Annotated in this window: 25 protein-coding genes and 1 pseudogene; 12 read left to right on the top strand and 14 right to left on the bottom strand. The window is 42.7% G+C overall.

All coding sequences use genetic code 11. From position 1 onward, the window contains the following. Window positions 1–14 precede the first annotated feature (14 nt). Window positions 15–857, bottom strand: coding sequence for a hypothetical protein (locus tag CDC33_RS28595; RefSeq protein WP_109012744.1), 843 nt, complete (start codon window positions 855–857; stop codon window positions 15–17). Window positions 858–1722: 865 nt separating this feature from the next. Here CDC33_RS28595 and CDC33_RS28600 point away from each other — a divergent pair. Further along, the gene (locus CDC33_RS28600) at window positions 1723–2040 is read left to right on the top strand and encodes a hypothetical protein (protein WP_109011795.1); all 318 of its coding nucleotides are present in this window, start codon (window positions 1723–1725) and stop codon (window positions 2038–2040) included. Between the two features lie 237 nt (window positions 2041–2277). Then, window positions 2278–4005 (top strand): succinate dehydrogenase/fumarate reductase flavoprotein subunit, encoded by a 1728-nt coding sequence (locus CDC33_RS28605; protein ID WP_109011796.1) that lies wholly within the window; start codon window positions 2278–2280, stop codon window positions 4003–4005. Between the two features lie 82 nt (window positions 4006–4087). On the opposite strand, the gene CDC33_RS28610 is transcribed toward CDC33_RS28605, so the two are convergent. The 3 genes from CDC33_RS28610 to CDC33_RS28615 form a co-directional block, all read right to left on the bottom strand. After that, complete coding sequence (locus tag CDC33_RS28610; protein WP_109011797.1) at window positions 4088–4288, bottom strand: DUF6887 family protein; 201 nt, start codon at window positions 4286–4288, stop codon at window positions 4088–4090. Between the two features lie 15 nt (window positions 4289–4303). Further along, window positions 4304–4450, bottom strand: coding sequence for a DUF6888 family protein (locus tag CDC33_RS39205; protein WP_181374264.1), 147 nt, complete (start codon window positions 4448–4450; stop codon window positions 4304–4306). Between the two features lie 239 nt (window positions 4451–4689). Next, window positions 4690–5229 (bottom strand): T4SS efffector SepA family protein, encoded by a 540-nt coding sequence (locus CDC33_RS28615; protein ID WP_109011798.1) that lies wholly within the window; start codon window positions 5227–5229, stop codon window positions 4690–4692. A 68-nt stretch (window positions 5230–5297) separates the two neighbouring features. Here CDC33_RS28615 and CDC33_RS28620 point away from each other — a divergent pair, with 68 nt between their 5' ends. Next, window positions 5298–5480: a DUF6888 family protein gene (locus CDC33_RS28620; protein ID WP_109011799.1), complete on the top strand. Its 183-nt coding sequence runs from the start codon at window positions 5298–5300 to the stop codon at window positions 5478–5480. Next, a complete protein-coding gene (locus CDC33_RS28625; RefSeq protein WP_109011800.1) occupies window positions 5477–5686 on the top strand; it encodes a DUF6887 family protein in 210 nt (69 codons plus the stop codon). Before CDC33_RS28620 ends, CDC33_RS28625 begins: the two co-directional genes overlap by 4 nt. 30 nt (window positions 5687–5716) lie before the next feature. Here CDC33_RS28625 and CDC33_RS28630 read toward each other — a convergent pair whose 3' ends face one another. Together CDC33_RS28630 and CDC33_RS28635 are read right to left on the bottom strand one after the other, a co-directional pair. After that, a complete protein-coding gene (locus tag CDC33_RS28630; RefSeq protein WP_109011801.1) occupies window positions 5717–6115 on the bottom strand; it encodes a helix-turn-helix domain-containing protein in 399 nt (132 codons plus the stop codon). Further along, a pseudogene (locus CDC33_RS28635) lies at window positions 6099–6254 on the bottom strand (type II toxin-antitoxin system HigB family toxin); the annotation flags it as partial. The gene CDC33_RS28630 and the pseudogene CDC33_RS28635, both read right to left, overlap by 17 nt. Window positions 6255–6374: 120 nt before the next feature. Here CDC33_RS28635 and CDC33_RS28640 point away from each other — a divergent pair. The 3 genes from CDC33_RS28640 to CDC33_RS28650 all read left to right on the top strand — a co-directional run bounded on the left by CDC33_RS28640 (window position 6375) and on the right by CDC33_RS28650 (window position 9003). Then, a complete protein-coding gene (locus CDC33_RS28640; RefSeq protein ID WP_109011803.1) occupies window positions 6375–7337 on the top strand; it encodes a protochlorophyllide reductase in 963 nt (320 codons plus the stop codon). Between the two features lie 288 nt (window positions 7338–7625). After that, a complete protein-coding gene (locus tag CDC33_RS28645) occupies window positions 7626–8078 on the top strand; it encodes a DUF29 domain-containing protein (RefSeq protein WP_109012745.1) in 453 nt (150 codons plus the stop codon). A gap of 304 nt (window positions 8079–8382) precedes the next feature. Next, window positions 8383–9003, top strand: a complete 621-nt coding sequence (locus tag CDC33_RS28650; protein ID WP_109011804.1) for a TMEM165/GDT1 family protein — start codon at window positions 8383–8385, stop codon at window positions 9001–9003. Window positions 9004–9096: 93 nt separating this feature from the next. Here CDC33_RS28650 and CDC33_RS28655 read toward each other — a convergent pair whose 3' ends face one another. Next, on the bottom strand, window positions 9097–9990 hold the full coding sequence (locus tag CDC33_RS28655; RefSeq protein WP_109011805.1) for a tetratricopeptide repeat protein: 894 nt from the start codon (window positions 9988–9990) through the stop codon (window positions 9097–9099). Window positions 9991–10369: 379 nt separating this feature from the next. On the opposite strand from CDC33_RS28655, the gene patR reads away from it, so the two are divergent. Further along, window positions 10370–11398: a heterocyst master regulator PatR gene (patR, locus tag CDC33_RS28660; RefSeq protein ID WP_109011806.1), complete on the top strand. Its 1029-nt coding sequence runs from the start codon at window positions 10370–10372 to the stop codon at window positions 11396–11398. Between the two features lie 141 nt (window positions 11399–11539). Here the strand turns inward: patR and CDC33_RS28665 are convergent, their stop codons facing one another. The 3 genes from CDC33_RS28665 to CDC33_RS28675 form a co-directional block, all read right to left on the bottom strand. After that, window positions 11540–12709 carry a homocysteine biosynthesis protein gene (locus CDC33_RS28665; protein WP_109011807.1) on the bottom strand — a complete coding sequence of 390 codons (1170 nt, stop codon included), beginning with the start codon at window positions 12707–12709 and terminating at the stop codon, window positions 11540–11542. A gap of 363 nt (window positions 12710–13072) precedes the next feature. After that, entirely contained in the window at window positions 13073–14347 is a 1275-nt protein-coding gene (gene metK / locus CDC33_RS28670) for a methionine adenosyltransferase (protein ID WP_109011808.1), read from the bottom strand. A 418-nt stretch (window positions 14348–14765) separates the two neighbouring features. Then, the gene (locus tag CDC33_RS28675) at window positions 14766–15770 is read right to left on the bottom strand and encodes a phosphoribulokinase (RefSeq protein WP_109011809.1); all 1005 of its coding nucleotides are present in this window, start codon (window positions 15768–15770) and stop codon (window positions 14766–14768) included. A 404-nt stretch (window positions 15771–16174) separates the two neighbouring features. Here CDC33_RS28675 and CDC33_RS41740 point away from each other — a divergent pair, with 404 nt between their 5' ends. The 4 genes from CDC33_RS41740 (at window position 16175) to CDC33_RS28695 (ending at window position 20784) form a co-directional block, all read left to right on the top strand. Then, window positions 16175–16324 (top strand): helix-turn-helix domain-containing protein, encoded by a 150-nt coding sequence (locus tag CDC33_RS41740; RefSeq protein WP_181374163.1) that lies wholly within the window; start codon window positions 16175–16177, stop codon window positions 16322–16324. Window positions 16325–16977: 653 nt separating this feature from the next. After that, window positions 16978–18288 carry a bifunctional rod-capping linker CpcD/ferredoxin--NADP reductase PetH gene (gene cpcD/petH / locus CDC33_RS28685; RefSeq protein WP_109011811.1) on the top strand — a complete coding sequence of 437 codons (1311 nt, stop codon included), beginning with the start codon at window positions 16978–16980 and terminating at the stop codon, window positions 18286–18288. 337 nt (window positions 18289–18625) lie between these two features. Further along, window positions 18626–19912 (top strand): homoserine dehydrogenase, encoded by a 1287-nt coding sequence (locus CDC33_RS28690; RefSeq protein WP_109011812.1) that lies wholly within the window; start codon window positions 18626–18628, stop codon window positions 19910–19912. A gap of 128 nt (window positions 19913–20040) precedes the next feature. Continuing rightward, window positions 20041–20784: a Uma2 family endonuclease gene (locus tag CDC33_RS28695; RefSeq protein WP_109011813.1), complete on the top strand. Its 744-nt coding sequence runs from the start codon at window positions 20041–20043 to the stop codon at window positions 20782–20784. 213 nt (window positions 20785–20997) lie between these two features. On the opposite strand, the gene CDC33_RS28700 is transcribed toward CDC33_RS28695, so the two are convergent. The 4 genes from CDC33_RS28700 to CDC33_RS28710 all read right to left on the bottom strand — a co-directional run bounded on the left by CDC33_RS28700 (window position 20998) and on the right by CDC33_RS28710 (window position 24455). Beyond that, window positions 20998–21858, bottom strand: coding sequence for a serine/threonine-protein kinase (locus CDC33_RS28700; protein ID WP_244919372.1), 861 nt, complete (start codon window positions 21856–21858; stop codon window positions 20998–21000). Beyond that, on the bottom strand, window positions 21828–22163 hold the full coding sequence (locus CDC33_RS40685) for a protein kinase domain-containing protein (RefSeq protein ID WP_244919373.1): 336 nt from the start codon (window positions 22161–22163) through the stop codon (window positions 21828–21830). Before CDC33_RS40685 ends, CDC33_RS28700 begins: the two co-directional genes overlap by 31 nt. Window positions 22164–22417: 254 nt before the next feature. After that, on the bottom strand, window positions 22418–23299 hold the full coding sequence (locus tag CDC33_RS28705) for an oxygenase MpaB family protein (protein ID WP_109011814.1): 882 nt from the start codon (window positions 23297–23299) through the stop codon (window positions 22418–22420). A gap of 25 nt (window positions 23300–23324) precedes the next feature. Then, a complete protein-coding gene (locus CDC33_RS28710; protein ID WP_109012746.1) occupies window positions 23325–24455 on the bottom strand; it encodes a CO2 hydration protein in 1131 nt (376 codons plus the stop codon). Between the last annotated feature and the right edge of the window lie 32 nt (window positions 24456–24487).

Below are 24487 nucleotides of genomic sequence, written 5' to 3' on the forward strand. Positions count from 1 at the left end.
ATAACTCCTAACTCTTAAAGGCCACTAAAGTTGTAACCAACTCCTAACAATAAGCCTATATCAGTTTCATCAAAAAACCCGGCATTCACAGCAGCCGTTGCAGTGAATTGAGGAGTTAGAGGCACATCAATGCCACCAGTTACCAAAAAGGCTAATTGCGAATCATCACCAGTTTTGTAAGCTGCACCCACTCCAACGTAAGGTGCGATCGCTAACGGTTCGCTAAAAGCATCTGCTGGCTTGAAGGTAAAATCATAGGTGACAGGAAGTAAAATTGTGGTGTTGTCCCCAAATACGGCTGAGGGTCGCACCGATATAGCATTGGTCAGTCCAATTTTGCTGACTACTGCAAAGTTACCGTCACCCAAAGATGAGTCCCCACCACTCAAACCAATGTTAGCAGCGACGCCAATATAGCTGCTGCCACCACGGGTAGTTCTACCTAAATCAATATCCGATTGTGCCACTTTGGTAGCAGATGGTTGAGAAGTAGTTTGAGAAGTCGGTTCTACAAACTCAGAGGTAAGTGTTGCAGATGATGTTGCCACTGTGCCTGGAATGGGTGTAGACGTTAGATTAGCATTTTCCTGTATCGCAAGGTTTGGGGACTGCTGTACCTTAGCTAAATTTGTTGCTGTAAATGTTTCAGTTGTTTCTGTAGAGAGATTTTGGCTTACAGTGTCTAGTTCTGTACTAAACTCGTTGGGAGACGCTACGGTTGGGGAAGGGTCGGTTAATGCTTGACTGTTCACCTTGTCAACTGTCTGGGCACTTGCAGATAAGCCGCTACTCAGGACTGTAAGAGCAGCTATACTTGGCAACCAAAAAACACTTTTACGGAAAAAAATAGTACTCACGTTCACTCCTAAAACAATATTGCCACGAAAAATAAATGGTTTTGTTGATTAAAGTCAACAAATTTGGGCAATACTCAAAATTTAACATCAAAAAATTGGTTTTTCCATGCTGACTTTACTGGATTTATCTAGTTAATATTTACTATCAAAAAATTAAATACTATATTCTAAATATCTGGAATTTGGCAGATGACAAAAATTATTTTTGCTTTAAGCAAAGAGTCCATTTGTTAAAGAGTTGATTAGGATTGCGAAAACTTTTAACAAAAAACTTAGCCTATATCAACACTTAGCCCCTTAGTCTTTATGCTAACTTTTAAGCACATTGGCTTCAATCTTGTAAGATGCGTTATTGGGATGGTGCGTTGGGCTACGACATAATACAACGCCACCTACTACCCTGCGGGTTCTCCAAAAGAGTACAACGTGGAAAATTCGCGCAACACAGTGCATAGTGTCAACTTAACCTAAAAGTCATATCCCGCAAGGCACTTCAGTTACTTGCTAATAGCAAAATTTATCTCTTTATGACTAAGATATACCCAAAAATTTTTAGTCTACTTTCAGTAGACTTTATGTATTAGCCTGGAACTAAAGTTCCAGGCTGGTTAGGAAACTAACAGTTAAATTATTTCGTACTACAAGAGAAGGAGAGAATTACAGGTAGCGACAACTACAAAAGAAGGGCTTCCCGTAGCGTATGGTTGGTGTATTTTCGTCATGCTGTAGTAAAAATTACGCTTTGTAACAAAATAAGTTAATTATGAAGTTATATTACGAAGCTTGCAAAAATATTTAGAAATTGTCTACAAGGCAAACATAGTTCTAACGTAGAACCTATTAGGAGAGACTTGAGGCAAATGTGATGAGCGGAAATAATACTCAAAAATATCGGTTTGTCTGTACCCTGACTTTCGGTGATATCTACGGTCAAATAATTGTTTGGTTGATTACAATTACCCTAAGTTTGGCATCAGCCTTGGCGCTTATGGGTGCTAAACGCCCCGTGTACGCTTTAGCAACAGCTGGCCTTGTCGTTCTGCTATCGCTACCTTTCTTGTTGTTTGCGTTTGTCACTACCTTGTTAAATCATATTGAAGTCACTCCTGTAGGGCCTGAAACAAAAATGGAACCCATACCAGGTAATGTGTCTCAGCAACAACCTGTACAAGCGACTAGCTGAAAAGTTAGAGACGCGATTAATCGCGTCTGTACAAAAGTTAGGAGTGGAAACGCGATTAATCGCGTCTGTTATGAATGAAGACCTAGCTCTTCATTTTTAATTTTTCACTCCCAATGTCAAAATTTGTAATAGCATCCCTGTCTATAGGCAGGGATTTTTTTGTAGAGATGTAACGTACTACCTGATTAATCACCTCTCTACAATAGAACAGCAGGGGTTTGCAATCAGGGGCTAATTATGCTGGAACATGATGTGATTATTGTCGGGGGTGGATTGGCAGGATGTCGCGCTGCTGTAGAAATTGCCCGCACTGACCCTAATTTAAATATTGCTGTGGTTGCCAAAACCCACCCAATTCGATCGCACTCAGTAGCCGCTCAAGGTGGTATGGCTGCATCGTTGAAAAATGTTGATTCAGAAGATACTTGGCAAGCACATGCTTTTGATACTGTCAAGGGTTCTGATTACTTGGCAGACCAAGATGCTGTGGCAATTCTCGCCCAAGAAGCGCCAGATGTGGTAATTGACCTGGAACACATGGGCGTTTTGTTCTCTCGCTTACCCGATGGGCGCATTGCCCAACGGGCTTTTGGCGGACATTCTCACAACCGCACTTGTTACGCTGCTGACAAGACCGGTCACGCAATTTTGCACGAATTGGTTAATAACTTGCGGCGTTACGGGGTACAAGTTTATGAAGAATGGTATGTGATGCGTCTCATTTTGGAAGAAAATGAGGCGAAGGGTGTGGTGATGTTCCATCTTTTGGATGGACGTATAGAGGTAGTGCGAGCCAAGGCGGTGATGTTTGCCACAGGAGGCTATGGTCGCGTTTATAACACCACCTCTAATGATTACGCTTCTTCTGGTGATGGTTTGGCAATGACTGCGATCGCAGGTTTGCCCTTAGAAGATATGGAATTTGTCCAATTTCATCCCACTGGTTTATATCCGGTAGGCGTGTTGATTTCGGAAGCAGTACGGGGCGAAGGGGCGTATCTGATTAATAGTGAAGGCGATCGCTTTATGGCGAACTATGCACCCAGCCGCATGGAATTGGCTCCTCGTGATATTACCTCACGAGCGATCGCTTATGAAATTCGCGCCGGTCGTGGTGTTCATCTCGATGGTAGTGCTGGGGGCCCCTTTGTCTATCTGGATCTACGCCACATGGGCAAAGAAAAAATTATGAGTCGCGTTCCCTTCTGCTGGGAAGAAGCACACCGTTTGGTAGGTGTTGACGCGGTAACTCAACCTATGCCAGTTCGCCCGACAATCCACTATTGTATGGGTGGTATCCCAGTTAATACTGATGGGCAAGTCCGCAGTAGTGGTGATGGTTTAGTTGATGCCTTCTTTGCTGCTGGCGAAACATCTTGTGTTTCCGTACATGGTGCTAATCGCTTGGGGAGTAATTCTCTGCTGGAATGTGTCGTTTATGGCAAGAGAACTGGGGCTGCGATCGCACAATTTGTCCAAAGACGGAAGTTACCCTCTATAGATGAGCAACGCTATGTAACCCAAGCCCAGAAAGAAATCCAATCTCTGCTAGAACAACCAGGGCAGTACCGAATTAACCAAGTCCGTCAAGCCTTCCAGGATTGTATGACTGAGTACTGTGGTGTTTTCCGCACTGAGGCATTAATGAGTGAAGGGTTACACAAATTAGCAGAAATACAACAAAAATATCCACAAATTTATTTAGATGACAAAGGTAGTTGCTGGAATACAGAACTTGTGGAAGCTTTGGAATTGCGAAGTTTAATGGTAGTGGGACAGACTATTTTGGCATCAGCTTTAAATCGCCAAGAGAGTCGTGGCGCTCATTTCCGCGAAGATTATTCCGAGCGAGATGATACCAACTTCCTCAAACACACAATGGCTTACTATTCACCAGCAGGAATTGACATTCAATATCGGCCAGTGGCGATTACTATATTTGAGCCAAAAGAGCGTAAGTATTAGCCAAAAGTAAATTTATATAGAAAATCGAGGGGACTACAAAAATTTTGTCCGCCTCGATTAAAAATATGAAACGATTAAATTATCAATCAGAACCTAATTGTTTCTGAATCACAGCTATTATCTTTTCTTCCCAAGCTGGATCATTTAATTGTATTGCAGCATCACGATAACGAGATTTTCGTCTATCCATGTAAGCATAAAAGGCTTCCTTATCATCCTTGTGGTTAAGAAAGTAACTCTTTAGCTCTTGGTCGCTCATTGCTGTATAGTTTACCTGATTCATAGTTCTATACTACATTCATGGTTCTATACTACCATCTGGCTTAATTTCTAGCTCTATTCCTTCATCTTGTCCAGCTAATATAAATATATTGAGCGATCGTTCATCTAATCGCACGATGTGAATTGGCTGAAACATCACATTTGTAATAGGACTTACGCACACTCTACGAATTCTCGGCGCTCTTGGCGTCTTGGCGGTTCGAGAAATTAAGCTTTTTAGCAATTTTTGCGTAAGTCCTATGTAAGTTGATGGCAAAGTCTATATAAGGATTGTAGCTGTTCTACTCTTGGTTGTAGCTCGTCATCTGCTAGTTTTTTTATCATAAATGTTTATAAATATAAACGTAACACATCAAATATACATATATCTAGTAATTTTTTCACAGTTGTGACTCTCACATGCTACTTAAACTTCCAAATTAGCTGACCTTTCTCACCGGGATGTGCTGCTCCCTCTTTGTCGCGCCACTCGAAGTGTATTTCAATTGGCATTTTCAAATTCTTCATTAAGTGCAAAGTGTTACGCCAAGCAAGATTTGAATCTACACCTTGTATTGAAATGTTTACCTCTGGCAGGTAATGAAAACCAGAGTTAATTTTTTCACCCTTAACAACATGAGCAAGGGTTAGCTTCATGAGTTCGTCTACAGAAACTCCCTGTCGAATAGCAAGTTCGTGTGCTGCATCGACGATTTTGTTCCAGTTCGGTTGATGAATTTCCTCACCACCCATAATGGCTCGAAGCACTCTGGTATGCTGCAAATTGCTTACCCCAGGTTCAATAACTCTATCGTTTTCAGTTTCAGAAATTTGCTGAGACTGGTGATGTGCCTCATATTCATTCAGTAACTTCTCAATAACAGTGATAGGTGTATCCTCAAAAGGTACGGCGATCGCTTGGAGCCTTTTGTAAATAGGATCGGGTATTCTGATAACTGGCATCGTATATATTATGTTCTGCTTACATTAGAATTGTAACGTATATACATTAAAAGGGCAGCAGCCACATCATGCCAACACAGAAGCAATCGGATACAGCGATATTCCTTTGTCAGTTACTTTCTAATCTGTATCAGCCTATCCAGGTTTTCCGCTACGACCAAAAGTTGAAAACGCTTTATATTCAAGCTGGTTTGAACGATGAGATTGCAGTCATAATTGATCAATATGGGAATTGGAAATTTGTTGTATGATGCAGAACCTAAACCAGATGACCAATACTGAACTGAAACGATATCTTTCAGAACATAGAAATGAGGAAGAAGCGTTTCGGGCTGCGTTGCAAGTTTTGATGAGTCGTTGTGACTCCGCTACACAACACCCTTATCCTTTCGATCTTGACAATCCTGAGAGCGAGGTAGAAGCTCTCCTTTTAGAGAAACTCAATCGAACTGAGTGAGAAGCGATCGCCTATATTTTAAATTGAGGCTTAGATAAATAGGCTAGGTGAAACCTTGAAGTAATCACCAAGCATTTTGGCTTGTGCCTTGCTAATCGAACGCTTACCATTAACAACCTCAGACACCACACCGCTTGATCCAATAACCCCTACCAAGTCAACTTGACGGGTTCCACTTGCTTCCATGATATGTTGAAGTATCTCATGAGGCACAGATAAATCCATCGGGTAGTTCTGTGTTTCATATACTTCAATCAGCTTCACCAGCAATTTATGTAAAACTCGCTGCTCTGGAGTACGATTTTTAGCAAAGGTTAGACGCTCTACCACTGTCAATATACGTTCGTATTCGTCTTCCGTCTCAATTACCTTGGGAGCAACTTCAGCTACTAGATTGCGATAAGCAGTTTCGTCAAAAGTAAAAGTCATTTTTCCATTTGCCTTTATCGTATTCAGTATGTGTAAGAAAGTATTTGTAGTAAACTACCTGGTCTTCATAATCAATACCGACAATTAGGCGATAATCATTACCCTTGATATTGAAAACAGTGAAGTTTCCAACTGCTTCAAGCAAAAAATCAAGATACTTATTTGGAGTACGGGTTAGTTCACCAGCATTGAAAAAGCTGGTGACAATGATGGCTCACTGGTGTGAGATCCTAGAGACAGTCAATGGAGGCTGAACACAATGGAACAACATCACAAGCCAACGGTTATAATCACAGGTACTTCTTCAGGAGTCGGTTTATACGCTGCCAAGGCTCTTGCTGAAAGGGGATGGTATGTAGTAATGGCTTGTAGGGATATAGCGAAGGCTCAACTTGCAGCCCAATCTGTGGGAATCCCGCATCAGGGTAGTTACACCATCATGCATATCGATCTTGGCTCTTTAGAAAGCGTTCGACAATTTGTGAATAACTTTCGAGCAAGCGGACACTCTCTAGACGCTTTGGTGTGCAACGCTGCAATTTATATGCCCTTAATAAAAGAGCCTTTACGCAGTCCAGAAGGTTACGAGTTAACTGTCACCACAAATCACCTCGGACATTTTCTATTGTGTAACCTGATGCTAGAGGATCTGAAGAAGTCATCTTCAGAGCCAAGGCTCGTAATTTTGGGAACTGTTACCCACAATCCAGACGAACTAGGTGGGAAGATTCCGCCGCGTCCAGACTTGGGCGATTTGCAAGGCTTTGCCGAAGGGTTTAAAGAGCCGATCTCAATGATTGATGGTAAGAAATTTGAACCAGTCAAAGCTTACAAAGACAGCAAGGTTTGCAACGTCCTAACCATGCGGGAACTGCATAAGCGCTATCATGAGTCCACTGGCATCGCTTTTAGCTCTCTCTATCCGGGATGTGTTGCAGAAACGCCGCTATTTAGAAACCACTATCCTTTATTTCAGAAAATCTTCCCTTTGTTCCAGAAGTACATCACTGGGGGATATGTGTCTCAAGAGTTGGCGGGAGAACGGGTTGCTGCGGTAGTTGCCGATCCTGAGTATAATCAATCTGGTGCTTATTGGAGCTGGGGAAATCGCCAAAAGAAAGATGGCAAATCCTTTGTCCAAAAAGTCTCTCCTCAAGCCCGCGATGATGAAAAAGGCGATCGCATGTGGGAACTAAGCGCCAAGTTGGTTGGACTGGCATAACCGGAACAGGATGCAATAATTTGATTTTTACTTGATAATGACCTCTAAAGGTGAGGTGAGGGTAAAATGCAGCGTTGGAGAAGGTTTTAGTTCACCGTTCCACTCGATGCTGATGAATCAACAAAACATCGCAAAATTTACATGCTAGAAACGCAAGACTAAACCTCTGACAAAATTCATACCTCCCAATTCTTAGAATCCGTAAGGTGCGTTACACTCTGTTAACGCACCGATGTTAATCGTAAAGATATGCGAGAAATTATCTAACCATTTCCGATGGAAACTGCCATGTCTTCCCTAAAAGCGCATTCCCAAACGCTATATGACACGGATTACTTGCAATGGATAGAAACGACTGTGGAAAAATTGCAAAGTCACGACTACGCTAACGTAGACTGGGAAAAGCTCATCGAAGAAATTGCCGACGTGGGAAGGAGTGAGCGTCGGAGCCTCAAGAGTAATCTAATTGTAATACTGGTGCATTTGCTTAAATGCCAATTTCAGCCTGAAAAGAGAAGCGGTAGCTGGGAAGGAAGCATTATTGAACATCGTAGACGTGTCAAAGAAGCTCTAGATGATTCGCCTAGCCTCAAATCCTATCTTGAGAACATCTTTATAGAGTGTTATGCACAAGCGGTTAAGCAAGCAAAAGCTGAAACTGGTTTGTCAGTAGAATCCTTTCCTGTGGTATGTCCATATCAGCTACTAGAAGTCACAAATGATGAGTTTTTACCTCAGTAAACACTGAAGCGGACTATATGTGCCACTTTACAGTAATACCTCTTGATTCCCTACTTCGTTGACTTCTACCCGTAAAAGATGTATAATAGCATTCGCATAGAAGGGGAGTAGCTGCTGGCCAAAAACATAAAAGCCAGTACATCTGAATCAACATACTGGCGATGAGCCTGGTTCAGGTGGCAAGTAATAAATATTTGAAAGCGAGACCTTCACTAAGTTCACACCGAAAAGTGTAAACTTGGTGAGGTCTTTTGGTTCTCATCAAGCTTCACATCGGTAAACGATTTTTCAGGAGCTTGAGAGAGTGTTAACAGCTTTTACCGCAGGTTTATTATTAATTACAGTTTCAGAACTGGGCGATAAAACATTTTTTATTGCTGTAATATTGGCAATGCACCACTCGCGGCGGCTGGTATTTACAGGTGTGACAGCTGCTTTAGCCGCGATGACAATCCTTTCGGTGCTATTTGGACAAGCGGTATCTTTCTTACCAAAAGTTTATATTCATTACGCCGAAATAGCTTTGTTTATTGCCTTTGGTCTCAAGCTGTTATATGACGCTAGTAAAATGTCTCCTGCTGCTTGTGATACAGAAGTTATAGAAGAAGCCGAAGCTGCGGTGAAAAAAGCAGATTTGGAGCTACCAAAGCAAAAGACTTCCTTGGCAATTATCATAGAAGCCTTTGTGTTGACATTTATGGCAGAGTGGGGCGATCGCACTCAAATTGCCACCATTGCCTTAGCGGCAGGTAATAATCCCATTGGAGTGACAGTAGGGGCAATTTTAGGACATGCCTTATGTGCTGCGATCGCAGTTATCGGCGGCAAAATGATTGCCGGACGAATTTCTGAGCGTCAACTCACCCTGATTGGCGGATGCCTGTTTCTAGTGTTTGGTGTCGTTGCTGCCATTGAGGGAGCATGAGGGGATGAAGTAGGGAGGCAGGGAACAGGGGAGGCAGAATAAGAAAGAACTTCTGATTATTGAGCCATGCCCCATGCCTCATGCCCCATGCCCCTATTTCGGCGTACTTTCCGGTGAAGGCGTGGGAGATGCAGCAGGATTAGGGAGGGGGGAAGCCGTTGCTGCCTTCTTAATTACGTCTTTGTACTGAGCAGGTGCTAAAGCTGCGGCACTATCAAACAAAAGTTTTGCATCTGCATCTTTGCCCTGTTGTTTCAAGAGCATCGCTTTTGCCATAACGGGGCGAAAATCCTTGGGATCTTTCTTAATTGCTTGGTCATATACAGAGCTAGCTTGATCGTACCGTTTCTGGGAAGCGTGAACCGAACCTAACAGTACCTGCACGGCTACTATATCTACACTTCCTGGCTGAATTTTATTCGCTTGGGCTGCCTTAGAGAGGGTTTCTTGCAGCAAACCAATAGCTGCTTCCGGGCGTTGCTGACTTATTAACAGATCCACCATTCCTTGTAAAGCCTTCAAATCGCCTGGTTTCGTAGACAAAATAGAGCGATAAGCTTGAGCGGCTCCTTCGCGATCGCCAATTTGCTGTTTGGCTTGAGCCAGTAGCACTGAATATTCTGACTGTTCGGGATTCAGCTTCGCTAGCTTTTCTAAAGGTTCAATGACGACTTGGATATCAGCTGGTTTAACCTCACTTTTTTCTTTTTGACTCAGTAATTGTAGCCGCGCCTGTAATAAGCCTTTAAGCGCAGTCTGATTTTCTGGTTCCCTTTGCAAAACCAGTTCATAACCCCGTACTTCGTCTTCCAGTTTTGATTTTTGGTCAGCAGAGGTCAAAGTGCCTCTGGTGCTAGCGGTATTCTGGTTTGAGGGTGGCGTATTATTAAATGCTCCAATTATGGGAATCACCGAAACACCCACAAAAGCAAGAATTGCCACCGCCAAGACGATTTGAACTATCCAACGATTGCGCGGTTGAGACACAGTTTTGTCTTTCTCCTAAATTTTAATGACATTATCATTTACATAAATCGTAAAGTTAAAAATTTCCAAAACTTTGCGGAATACCGCCAATTGCCTGTGAATTTTATAACAATTAACTATTTACACTGCTAAAGTAAGTGATGACTTTAGGAGGAGCCGTCAGAATTGTAGCTATGATATGCTTCCGAAACTAGTGTAAAGGCGCTGAATTACACATTTAGTGTTTATACACTCAATTTAGCGCCTTTAATATTGTTATAGAGTACCCTAGTGTGACTTTGTGAAAAGCAAATATACTTTCATCAGTCGCACAAATGCTCTTTCCAGCTGCCTTTGTAAAATCCCACAATGGGATGTGTCTCCGCCGCAAGGAGTTTTTATGAATTCCGACCTGATGCCGTTGCCTGAATCTTCTAATTCTTCTACCTCTAGCCAGGGCCCAACTAACAAAGAGGCAGCCGCTAATGTTCACATAGCAGCCAAGTCCTCTAAACCTGAAAATTCGCCTGTTAACCCCATTGAGACTGACTCAAATGGGAACTTAATCAATCGACAGCAACCAATTCCGCCTCCCAGTGAGCCGATGCAATATCGAGCGATCGGGTTAGTTAGGGGTCGCTATCATGCTAGCAGCGAACAATTTACTCAAGGTACGCTGCTGACCACAGATGGTGTAGAACTCAATGCCGTCCTCCTAGGCCGGATTATGAGCTTAGTCAAGAATCATCTAGACTTAGAAAAAGAACACTTGTGGGTAGTATATCCACGTACAAGACAAGAGAATGATACCTTGCACATCCAAATCGTCGGAGTTTGGGAGCCAGAAAATCTGGCAAAAAACTCAACAGATGAAGACGATTCAGACTTGGAATTGCAAGAGTTACAACAGATTCCCGATGATGGCTTATCCGAAAACTCTGAACTAAGTACAATTCCCGTAATTCCCTCATCAGAAGTTGCAGATGGTGGTTTTTCTGTTCGTGGTGAGGTAGTCTACCAATCTTTTGATGCTAAGAGCTTGGTAGTCAAAATTAGGCAAGCCGCACGCAAACCAACTGAGAAACCCAAATATTTTAAATTGAAATTGAGGGGCGTGCTGACCACCAAAGCAGTAGGAAAGTTCTGGGACTTCCAAGCCAAGCGAGAAGCTGACGTTTTGATCGTAGAAAAAGCTGAGGCGATCGCTGACTTGCCCAAAAAACGCAAACCACCATTCAAAGGTGGCCCTCGTGCTGGCGGTGGCGGTGGTGCTGGTGGTAGAAAACCATTCCCCCCTAGACGCAGTGGCGAAACCCCACGTCCTATCAAGAAAACAAGCGCAGGCGGCGACACCTCGGTGGTGTCAAAACCTATACCAAGAACACCCGCTCCTAAACCCATCAAGCGGCCGAAACCGACTCAAGAATAGGGTATTGGGGATTGGGGATTGGGTACTGGGGATTAAAGATTGGGAGCTAGGAATTAGAGATTGGGGATTAGATTAAATATTAGGGTTCAACTAATTTTTTCCAGTCCCCAATCCCCAGTCCCCAGTCCCCAGTCCCCAATATCAAAAATCCGTCCGTCGGTCTTGGGGTAGAAAAGATCGCTCCATCGGAATTGGAGAAACTGGTTCTGTCAGGGTAAACGTACCGGCTTCGATCCACTTTTTCAACTCTAGGGCGACTTGCCTAGAAAAAAACAAACTTGCTAAGGGGGCAGAGCGTACAGCTTTGCCCTCAATCGTGATCCGCCCAGATTTTAGTTGGGCATAACTCACTAAACCAAAAGTAGGACGAACGCGCCGGGGAATGGAAAAATCCACTATTGGGGCTACTAAGTCTTGATCTTGGACGGCACAGTGTTCAACTACTTGTTCATTTAACACAGGTAGTGGTACACCAACACCTAACATCAATGAGGGGCCATAGCTTTTGAAGTAACAACCCCGAACCCAGTGAGCATCCATTTGCTTGGCATCACCAATTAAAGCTAAAGTGGCGGAAGGCCCAATGGGTGTACGATTAGCTAAACGCTTTTGTAAAGGAAAGTGCTGAGTGCCTTCCCAAGCGACATAGCCAATACCACCACCTAAAAAAATTCGAGTACCGATACCAACGAGTTGTAAATCGGGGTCGTTGAGTAAGGGGGAAATAGCACCGGGGTTAGAGTAAACGGCATTTCCCAGACGCGGTTGTAAAGGGCCGAGATAGGTGAAGAGGGGGCGATCGCCACCATTTACACCAACAATAAAATTTTGATAAAGATTGCGGGGATTAAATAAATAAAACTGATTAATCGTTTCATTGGTAATTGTAGTTTCAAAAGTTGCTCTGGGATAACAATCTGTTACTTGTCCTTGCGCTTTTACGTGTATAGGTTTACCAGCGATCAAATCTTCGATTACATGACCCCCGCCACGTTCTCTGACTTCTTCCCCGTCCGTTGTCTCTACAGCAGAACTCGCACCCAAATATAAATCTACTGCCCCAAAACCAGAGTATGCTGGAACCCCATCTAACCAACACCGACGAATTTTTATCGGGGGATCAGTGTGTCCGAGATTGATAATTGCACCACTTGATTCCATTGGCTCAAATGTGCCAGTGGTAATTACATCAACTTCTTTAGCTGCTTTAGTAACACCGATTTCTACAACTCGTGCTTTTAATTCTTCAGTTGTCAACACTACCGCACGTTGGCGGCTGATTTTTTCGTTAATTTCTGCAATTGTTCGCATTTTATCAGTGCTAGTGCTTCCTGCTGTCTTCCTTTTTGAAGGATATCTTGATAAATCACAAACTCTTGCATAATTTATTCTCAAAATAGTTGTCACCAATCTCTGCGCGACAGCTTAACACCCTAGATAGGGTTAAAATTCCGAAAAAATTCAAATATTGCAAAGTCAGAATTAATGCTAAATTCTATTTTAGATAAATGAGGGTATAAACAATTTGTAAGATTAAAATTCCGAAAAAATTCAAATATTGCAAAGTCAGAATTAATGCTAAATTCTGTTTTAGATAAATGAGGGTATAAACAATTTGTGAAGTTGCTAATACCCTCAGATATATAAACTAAGTTTTTGCAGTAGCGTCTAAGTCTAAGTTAGTGCTTGAGCAACTACTGCCGAAAGCAACTCATTTGCTGCTTGCTTCAACAACTCGGCTTTATCGGTCTGTTCCCAAGGCAACTCTAAATCAGCCCGCCCAAAATGACCGTAAGCCGCGACGTCCTGATAAAAACGTCCGCCTCTTTCACTTGGTAGGTTACGTAAGTTGAAGGCATGAATAATCCCCGCCGGACGGAGTTCAAAGTGCTGGTTGATTAATTCCAGTAAAGTTTCTTCATCCACTTTACCGGTGCCAAAGGTATCAACCAGAATGCTTGTTGGTCGCGCTACGCCAATGGCATAGGATAGTTGAATTTCAACTTTTTCTGCCAACCCAGCAGCGACAATATTTTTCGCCACATAACGAGCAGCATAAGCAGCAGAGCGGTCTACCTTGGTGGGGTCTTTACCAGAAAAAGCGCCGCCACCATGCCGTGAGTAACCACCGTAGGTGTCAACTATTATTTTCCGTCCTGTCAGACCAGAGTCTCCCTGAGGGCCACCAACGACAAATTTGCCAGTGGGGTTAACTAAAAAACGTGTTTCCTGATTAGGCTTAATTTCAATGTCACCAAAAACAGGTTCGACCACTGCTGACCAGAGGTCTTGTTTAATTTTGGCTTGTACCGCCGCCTCATCCGTGATTTCCCCAATACTGGCTGTATGTTGGGTGGAAATTAGAATAGTATCAATACCTACTGGGCGTCCATCTTCGTAGACCACAGTTACTTGGGTTTTACCGTCAGGACGCAGGTATGACAATTCACCTGTTTTGCGGACTGCTGCCAATCGGCGAGCAATGCGGTGGGCGAGACTGATGGGTAAGGGCATCAGTTCTGGTGTTTCGTTGCTAGCAAAACCGAACATTATACCTTGATCGCCCGCGCCAATTTTGTCAAATTGTTCATCACTATCCTGCTGGCGCGTTTCTTGAGCGGTGTTAACGCCTTGAGCAATATCAGGTGATTGTTCGTCTAAAGCCAGCAGAACGCTGGTGCTGTTAGCAGAAAACCCATTATCGGCATTGGTATAGCCAATTTCGGCAATTTTCTGACGGGCAAGATTGACGAAATTCACATTGGCTTTGGTGGTTATTTCACCAGTGATTAGCACCAAACCAGTATTAACTACTACTTCAGCTGCAACACGGCTGCTGGGGTCTTGTGTCAGTAGGGCATCCAGAATGGTATCAGAAATCTGATCGCAGATTTTATCTGGATGACCTTCGGTGACTGACTCCGAGGTAAATAGATATCGACGAGACAAAGGAAATTCCTCCTGATTTGAATTTTTTGGCTGAACTAAATCTAGTATTTAGTTCAACTACCTAATTTAACGTGAGTTAGATGAACCCTAACTTGAACTAAAGTTCAAGCCTGCCCCTCTCTGACTCAAAAAGACATGGTTTTGGGTAGTAAAACCTTTTAAAGGTCTTTTGATTCGGCTCATTAGGTGAACACCTTATAAGCAGTCGAACTCACATTAATTTATGAAATCATAACAATATTTATACTTCAGTAGTTAGTATCTTATTAATATCGATAAAAACTACTAGCTATCAGGTAAGTATCTGTAAAGAAGATCAATTTATGCTAATTAATTTGTGGTTAAAAGTATTTAATAACACAAAAAAAGGGGACACTAAGAAGCGCCCCCACAAACTTTGACACAAACACTGCTGCTTTTAAACCTGAACCGCTAACTTTGCTTCCGTAGCTGTTAAGCGCTCATAAGCAGCACGCATTTTCAATCCTGTAAGCACTTGGAAGAAACCAGTACCATTATTGGAACCTGGATACTCGCGGTGCTGGAGTAACAAGTGAGTCAATTCACCCTGATATTTAGTGGATGTATTGCTGAGATGGGTTTCGATATAAATTACTTCTTCCAAGTTGTCAAATTGACCATCGACCTCTAGTACTGAGACATAGCGGCCGTAGTAAACATCTGAACCGTAGTACAGTTGCATACCAGGGTAAGAACAGGTCAGCTTGCGTCCACAAGGAGTCCAATTAATTGTTGACCCTTCATCAAATAGGTAGGTTGGATCAAAGCCTTCCTTACCTTCGCGCTGGAGCATACGTACCCGCAAGACTCTGCGCTCCGTGTCGTTTTTGATCAAGTTCGTGGGTAATACTTGTAGAACCACATCAGCAAATTCTCTTTGTGGTTCAATAAATTTATCAAAGTCAGGTTTGCGGGAATTGATTTGCGCTAAGACATCTTCGTAGCGATGGCCACGTTCAGCCATATCTCGCTGGATTTTCCAGGCAATTTTGACTTCATCGCTAATGTCAAAATATACACTGAAGTCGATTAGCGATCGCACCCGCTCATCATATAAAGGATGCAGCCCTTCAACAACTATAATGTGATTCGGCTCTATCCGCTCTGGCGGATCAATTAAGCCAGTTTCGTGGTTATAAATCGGCTTATCAATCGCTTGACCACTTTTAAGCGCTTTAATTTGCTCATACATCAGGTCAAAATTGTTGGCTCTAGGGTCTAATGCCGTTATCCCCGTTTCTTTACGTTGTTTGCGATCTAGTGAATGATAGTCATCCAAGCAAATGACTGTCATTAATTCTTCACCAAACAAATCTATCAAACGACGCAAAAACGTAGATTTCCCGCACCCAGAGTCTCCGGCTACTCCAATCAGTACCACGCGTTCCGGCTTATTTGTCATAAATCTCCTCTAAAATACTAAAATTGTCTCAATATTTTTTCACACAGCAGATTCTGAAGCCAGGAGTTTAACCCTTTGGTTTATCCTGCGTTCTTGCTACCTAGCACATCTATAAGACACCAAGCAAGTGAGCAACAAAAGTAATTAAGTTGCTACTCGTCGGACTAGCCTGAATTTTGGTGCCGGTAAGTATTTAATCCTAGTGGTATATTTGATTTTAACAGAAGGGGGTATCCCATACAAGATTGCTCTCAATAAGAATTAGGGTGGTTCATGAATGATTTTTTTGTTGATTTAGTTGTTAATTTAAAAACGGGGATCAGCACTGCCCATCAGCGTTACGCCTTTATCAGTCTGCTACTTGTGACTATAAACAAGACTATAAGGTATAATTTATTATTGCCGTGAATTTTTTGATATTCCTAAATTGTAATTCCTGCTCGACAATACTTAATATATTCAAAGCAAAAATCTATCCAACGAATGAGCAAAGAACTTGCATTAGTCAAATTCTTGGCTGTAAATTTATAAATATGCTCAAATACAAGCGTTGACGTTATGGCCAAGTACTGATAGGGGTTGACAGATTTTTCACATCAAGTGAAACTGATTACAGGTGCTAAAATCACGGTTCTCTATATCGTTATATTTGTAGCTTGAGTTGTCAGAGTCATGTCATTATCCATAGACAGATCATGAATATGGCTAACAATATTCCCAGATAGTAGATTTAAAGAAGTAAAACCAATTGGAAGAAAACCTTCTGAAATTGGCATTTCCGATTTAAATTCTTGGAGTAGGCAAGCGCAACGGCAATTTTTGGAAGTCAACTAAGCAGTAGCTTCCACTAATAATCGAATCAAGCTTCCTACAATATCTGCCCCTTTAAGTTACTCGTTGGGTAATAAGGTAAAAAACTATCTCCCTCATGGGGGTGGTAGTTAACGAAAAAAAGATTAAATTGACTCATTATTAACATTCTCCACAAGACTTATCCTTTACCTTAGAAGGTGAATGAACAGGTGTGTTTTTTGCTGTGCCTGCATGTCTTTGGTGAGTGTACTTAGCAAGGCATTAATTTAATGATGCCGTTTTTCCTTCATCGCCAGTTTTGTGAAACGAAAATCCGGTAAACTAAAGCTGGCAAGGTAGGGGAATAGTTTTTTTTTGAAAAACGGTTAAGTAAATTATCGGAGTGGTAGAACGAATGTACAATCAAGGTGCTGTTGAGGGTGCTGCCAACACAGAATTAGGTAGCCGCATCTTCCTTTATGAAGTGGTGGGTTTGCGTCAGAGCGAAGAAACTGATCAAACTAACTACCCAATTCGGAAAAGTGGCAGTGTGTTCATCAGAGTGCCTTACAACCGCATGAATCAAGAAATGCGACGTATCACTCGTCTAGGCGGCACAATTGTTAGCATCCAACCTGTAACTGTTTTAGAACCAGTTAATGGTAAAGCCTCATTTGGGAATGCTACAAGCGTTGTCAGCGAGTTAGCTACATCTGGGCAAACTGCTAACAGTGAAGGGAATGGTAAAGCCACACCTGTGAATGCTCATAGTGCTGAAGAGAACAAGGACAAGAAAGGCAACACCATGACTCAAGCGAAAGCCAAAAAAGACCACGGTGACGTTCCTGTTAACACTTATCGTCCCAATGCTCCGTTTATTGGTAAGGTAATATCTAATGAACCGCTAGTTAAAGAAGGCGGTATTGGTATTGTTCAACACCTTAAATTTGACCTATCTGGGAGTGATTTAAAGTATATAGAAGGTCAAAGTATTGGGATTATTCCACCAGGAGTGGACAAGAACGGCAAGCCGGAAAAACTCAGACTATATTCCATCGCCTCAACTCGTCATGGCGATGATGTGGATGACAAGACAGTATCACTGTGTGTCCGCCAATTGGAGTACAAGCACCCAGAAACTAGCGAAACAGTCTACGGGGTTTGCTCTACGCACCTGTGTTTCTTGAAGCCAGGGGAAGAGGTAAAAATTACTGGGCCTGTGGGTAAGGAAATGTTGTTACCCAATGACCCTGAAGCTAATGTGATCATGATGGCAACTGGAACAGGTATTGCGCCGATGCGGGCTTATCTGTGGCGTCAGTTTAAAGATGCGGAAAGAGCAGCTAACCCAGATTACCAATTTAAAGGATTCTCTTGGTTAATATTTGGCGTACCAACAACTCCAAACCTCTTATATAAGGAAGAACTGGAAGAAATTCAACAAAAATATCCTGATAACTTCCGCCTCACTGCTGCTATCAGCCGCGAACAGAAAAATCCCCAAGGCGGTAGAATGTATATTCAAGACCGCGTAGCAGAACACGCTGATGAATTGTGGCAGTTGATCAAAAATGAAAAAACCCACACCTACATCTGCGGTTTACGCGGTATGGAAGAAGGTATTGATGCAGCCTTAACTGCTGCTGCTGCTAAGGAAGACGTAACCTGGAGTGATTACCAGAAGCAACTCAAGAAAGCCGGTCGCTGGCACGTAGAAACCTACTAAGTGCTGAGTACCGAGTTCTGAGTTCTAAGTTATGAATGAGTAGGGTAGGCAGTGCCTACCCTACAATTGTTTTATACAGATGGCTGAGGAAAGAGTTCTCAGTTCTGGGAGGTAAAGTATTAACAGTGAACAGTGAACAGTAAACAGTTATCAGTGATCTATTTATCCCTGGGTTTAAGTCCCCCACAAAGAGGTGGAATGCGTTGGTGGCGGGTCTAAATCCCCCACCATACGCCTGATAACTGATAACTGATAACTGATAACTGATTTAAATACTTGTTACTACTCAGCACTCAGCACTCAGCACTCAGCACTTAAAGAATAAATTGGGTGCAAAATGGGTGTGAAACTAGGAATACTGGGATTAGGCACCGTGGGAACGGGAACAGTGCAGTTGTTGCAAGATAGCGCTGGGCGTCACCCATTGTTGCAAGAGATAGAAATCTATCGGGTGGGAGTGCGATCGCTCGATAAACCCCGTGCAGTAGAATTATCTACAGAAGTATTAACTACAGATTTAGAATCCATTGTCAACGATCCGGCGGTAGATATAGTTGTCGAGGTGATGGGCGGACTGGAGCCGGCGCGATCGCTCATCCTGAAAGCTTTAAGTAATGGTAAGCACGTAGTCACCGCCAATAAAGCCGCGATCGCTCGCTTTGGGGCGGAAATTTTCACAACTGCCAATCAAGCTGGCGTCTACGTCATGTTAGAAGCTGCTGTGGGTGGTGGTATTCCGGTGATTCAACCCCTAAAGCAGTCTTTAAGTGTTAACCGTATTAATACTGTAACTGGTATCGTTAACGGTACAACTAACTACATCCTGACACGGATGCAAACAGAAGGCAGCAACTTTGATGATGTCTTAGCTGATGCCCAGCGATTGGGTTATGCTGAGGCTGACCCCACAGCCGATGTTGATGGCTTAGACGCAGCCGATAAAATTGCTATTCTGGCATCATTAGGCTTTGGTGGACGTATTAACCTACAAGATGTTTATACCGAGGGGATTCGGCAAGTTAGCAAAACAGATATTGCCTACGCCGAAAAATTGGGATTTGTGATTAAATTGTTAGCGATCGCTAAACGTAATACTCCTTCATCTCCTCTCTCTGTGAGAGTTCATCCCACATTAGTGCCTCAAGCCCACCCCTTGGCTAGCATCAACGGTGTTTACAACGCCATTCTTGTGGAAGGAGAACCAATTGGGCAAGTAATGTTTTTTGGGCCTGGTGCTGGTGCTGGTGCAACCGCCAGTGCTGTTACATCAGATATTTTAAATCTAGTTGCTGTCCTCAAAACCAATACAGCAGTTGCAAATCCCTTATTAACTTGTGGACATCAGGAATATTGCCAAATTGCGCCGATGGCAGAATTGATAACTCGGTTTTACGCCCGTTTCCTCACCAATGACCAACCTGGAGTTATCGGTAAATTAGGGACTTGCTTTGGTAACTATGGCGTTAGCTTAGAGTCAATTGTCCAAACTGGCTTTCAAGGGGAACTTGCAGAGATTGTGGTTGTTACCCATGATGTACGGGAAGGGAATTTTAGGCAAGCTTTGGCTGAAATTCGGGATCTAGAAGCGATCGAAAGCATTCCTAGCTTACTGCGTGTACTTTGAGATTAATGGAAAGTGCGATCGCTTGCTTGGGTTGAACCAGAAGCCTAGCTGCAAAGAAAGTCTTGCCAGCCTAAACCTAATGACAAGCTACACTAAAAAACAACCCTTACTCCTGCAAAGGTAAGCTTATGACCTCTGCAACTAATCCCCCCATCTCTGGAATGACTCTGCCAGACCATACTCAACTTCCAGAGTCAGACGGCACGTTTGTGAAAAACTTTCAAGAACATCCCCAAAGCATTCTACTAACCGAGTCCATTAAACCAGTATTGCAAAAACGTCATCCTGATGGGCAATATTGCATCGGTCAAGACAGTGGTATTTACTGGCGCATTACTGACCCCCCAGAAAAAGGCGCAGAAGCTCCCGATTGGTTCTATGTCCCGAATGTGCCGCCTACACTCAATGGACAAATCCGCCGCTCTTATGTGCTGTGGCAAGAACACATTGCTCCATTGATTATATTAGAATTTGTCTCTGGAAACGGTGCAGAAGAACGAGATAAAACACCTTGGAAGGGCAAATTTTGGATTTATGAACAGGTGATTCGTACTCCCTTTTATGGCATTTATGAAGTGAATAAAGCCAGTGTAGAAATGTATGAATTAATTGGTGGAGAATATGAGTTATTAACAACAAATGAACGGGGACATTATCTGATTGCTGCTTTGGGAGTTGAGTTAGGTATTTGGCAAGGAGTTTATCAAAATGCAGAATTACCTTGGCTGCGCTGGTGGGATTTGCAAGGTAATTTGTTGTTGAGTGGCGAGGAAAGAGCGGAATTAGAAAGCCAAAAGGCGGAACTAGAACGCCAAAGAGCCGATCGCTTGACTGCTCAATTGCGATCGCTCGGCATCGAACCAGAAGCCTAGATTTTTAGCTCGGGCAGTCGTTTATTGAATTCGGGCGGTTGTTTATTGAATTCGGGCAGTTGTTTATTGAATTCGGGCAGTTGTTTATTGAATTCGGGCGGTTGTTTATTGAATTCGAGCAGTTGTTTATTGAATTCGGGCGGTCGTTTATTAAATTCGATCGCTTAACAGCTACAAAATCTTTTGCCAGTTAGCTTTTAGAGCTTGAGTAAGCTATGTACCTATATTAAAAATCCTATGTCCTAACCATCCTAAACCCAAGCCTAGACTAGAAGTGCTAGCTAAAATTAGAAAAGTATGAAATTTGCTAAAAGATTCTAGTAATTTATCTCCAGCCACAGCCATAGCCCAAGCCCCAGCTACAGCCACAGCCCAAGCCACAGCCCAAGCCCCAGCCACAGCCACAGCCGAAGCCCAAGCCCCAGCCACAGCCCAAGCTACAGCTACAGCCTCAGCCACAGCCCAAGCCCCAGCCACAGCCCAAGCCCAAGCCCAAATTATGTGCGGAGCGTTAAACGCTGCTAACAAATAGCCTATCAATAGGTAGCTTAGTAATACACCAATCAACCAGCCCCAGGGAATAATTCTAGGTGGTTTAGTAGTTGGTTTAACTCGAAGAATTGGCTTTAAGGATAGCTTGGCTTTGGAAGGAAGAACTTCTTTTCTATGAACTCGATCAACAGGTGGTGGAGGCGTTGCTTTTGGTGCTTCTAACATTGCCAACCATACCTGCATTGACTGAGGGCGGTCTTTTGCCTCCAGTGCCATGCCTTCGAGAATTGCTTGATTTAATTGATCGCTGATGCTTGGATTAATTTGTTTAGGTGGAATCAGGAAAGTATTGTCTAGCTTGCGAGCCAGAGAAGTTGTAGGGCGTTGACCTGTCAGCCCATAATAGAGTGTGGCAACCAGACAGTAAACATCGACCGTTGGATCTCGACTACCTCTGCTCATCTGCTCATAGGGCGCAAATCCCTCATTACCTGCAATACCCTTTGAACTCAAAGTTTTAGGCACGAGTTCTTTAGCAATGCCAAAGTCAATCAGAACTGCTTTGCCATTACTCCGCAGCATGATATTTCCGGATACTCCATTACCAAACACAAACGGTCTGCTTCCTCAAAGGAGTCTACGACCTCCACAATATACTTATGCTTACACCTCTGAAGCTTTAAGGCTTCTCGCAAAAACATTGTCTTTAGCCGTCCGCGCTCCGACTGGTTAAGGGAATTTAGTAAATCATCATTTAAAGTTTTAATGACTTGGCGATCGCCTTTCTTATTTTTTACCAAATAAGTAATACCAAATCGTCCCCTTCCCAATTCCCTTTCAATAGTATATTTGCCACCTTGCAATTGATTACCTGCTATCCAAGCCACATTTGTAGCCCCAAAATACTTATATTAACTTTCACATAAGAAAGACTGAAGAACCGGAGAAGCTGTAGCACGCGCTCAAGTTAGATATACAGGAAAAATTTTCAGTGATAGTACTGAACTAGGACTTACGCAAAAATTGCTAAAAAGCTTAATTTCTCGAACCGCCAAGACGCCAAGAGCGCCGAGAATTCGTAGAGTGTGCGTAAGTCCTATGAACTTATCCGCGAGGATAGAGAACGGTGAGTCAGTATGTTTTAGATGCTAGCATTGTCAGAGCTTTGCTGCTTAAAATTTTCCGTTGGCCCCACATTTGCAATTTCATAGCCAGTGGGATAGCTGGGAATAGGAGAGTCAATATAAAAATTAGGGTGATTTCGAGGTGGGAATAACCGGATTAATTTGGCTCGGATTTTTAGTAGATTTACCATAACCGATCGCAGCAATGGCGAAGGATAGGGAAAACCAAAGGCATCGAGCATTGTCTCATCCAATAAAGCGTAGATACCTGGTTTGATAGAAGAACGCATCCACGAAGGAAACCAACTCAAAAATAAATCGCGTGTAGCTTCCCCTACTCGACGATTTGTATCTGAATAGCGAAAGTTTTGGCGTTCGTAGTCAAGGTTATAGCGCTCCAATTCTTCATAGGTTTCAGGGATATTCTGAATCTGCATTTGCTTACCTACTTCTCGCCAGAAGTAAAAAGACGCTAATTTTTCTTGTTCGCACATCAGCCGCCAACCAAACCGCACATTCCAACGGATAGGCTCGAAAATGAAGGTTGAAAGTACATACAGGAAATCACTGTTGTCAATCTTGAAGCGTCCGTGGAGTGCATTCATGCGTTGCAGGGCTTCTTTGCCGCGATCGCTATCATAACCCCACTTAATCATCTCTCCAACAATTATTGCCGTATCATCGTAGCGTTTTTGCGGACAATGGGTAAATTCTCCTGTCTGATTCAGCAATTTAGAAATACTAGGAACGCAGTAAGTTCGCATCAAAGCAACTTCGAGCGATCGCGTCATATCCCAAGGAAACTCATAGCCATTCATCAAGTTATAAATCCGGCAATGATCTTGCACTGGATCAAGTTGCTGAACTAGCTGAAAATTTTTATAGCGATTGAGAAGCATCTGAAATTTCTCTGTATAAATTCAGTTATTTATTCACATCAAGCAACCGTGAAGTTTCTAACCGACTCATCCACTTTTCTAAATAAACTTGATTACCTTTTTCTTCATTTGGATCTTTAGTATCCAAACGATAAGGCATCAGTCCCAAAATTGTTGCTGTTGTCACGCAAAACATCGATTTTTGGAAACTCATGCAAATTTGTACCCGCAAATCATCTTCACCCCGAAGACTGCGACGATAAACTTCGTGCAAATACTCTGGAAGATAATGACGCATATCCTGCATCAACAAGGTGGGAGGAATACCCGCGCCACCAATTGGTAAAGGATCGGCATACAATGCGCCATATTGAAATCGAGTTTGATCTGGGGGAATTTGATATCCTTGGGCGTTGTATGAAACTGTACCGTGGAAAGGAGTTCCCCGGAAAAATACTGCTTCTACATAAGGTATTGCTGTATCTGCTAAGAAGGTCAAACCAACGCTTTTGGGAATGATTTCATAGACCTCACCTCGAATTTTGACGGCGTAGGTGATTGGGTTTGATGCATTTGCCACTAACCCTGCTTTAATGTGTTCTACAACTTGGGGAATCGATTTGATTTCGCCTCGGTCGTAGCGGTCTGACAAGTTAAGAAACATATCAGCCATTACTCGCCAGAATTGACCTAAACCAGTGTAGTAAGCAGAGACGCGCAAGTTTTCTGTTAAGAAATCTGGAAACAGTTGGTTAATACCTAGAATTAAGGGATTATTTTTAAATTTTGCTGTGATAACGGCTTGCGCTCTTTCTTGAAATTCTTTTGTATCTAAATAGGTATCTAGTCCGCCGCCACCGTGCCACATCATGGCTTTCATACAATATTCGGCATATTCAAAATTAATTCGGTTATGCCACCAGTGACGGAGTAATTTCTGAAAAGAAACCTCTCCATTAAAGTATTTAAAAAATGGGAAAAATATTAAAAACTGATGCTCGGCAATATAATTAAGATTTTTTGAGTAGGCATCTAAAACTACACCATAACTTTTAAGAATACCAACAACTTCCAAAACATTTTCTGGATTATCGGGGACTAATGCATCTCCTGTTTGCAAACGTTCAATATACTCAGCTAAGGGATTGTGAACCGCTTTCTTTTTAATAGTTACCATTGCTATCTCTCCAAAAACTTTAGGAATTAGGG

The sequence above is a fragment of the Nostoc commune NIES-4072 genome (genome assembly GCF_003113895.1).
GTDB classification, from domain to species: Bacteria; Cyanobacteriota; Cyanobacteriia; order Cyanobacteriales; family Nostocaceae; genus Nostoc; species Nostoc commune.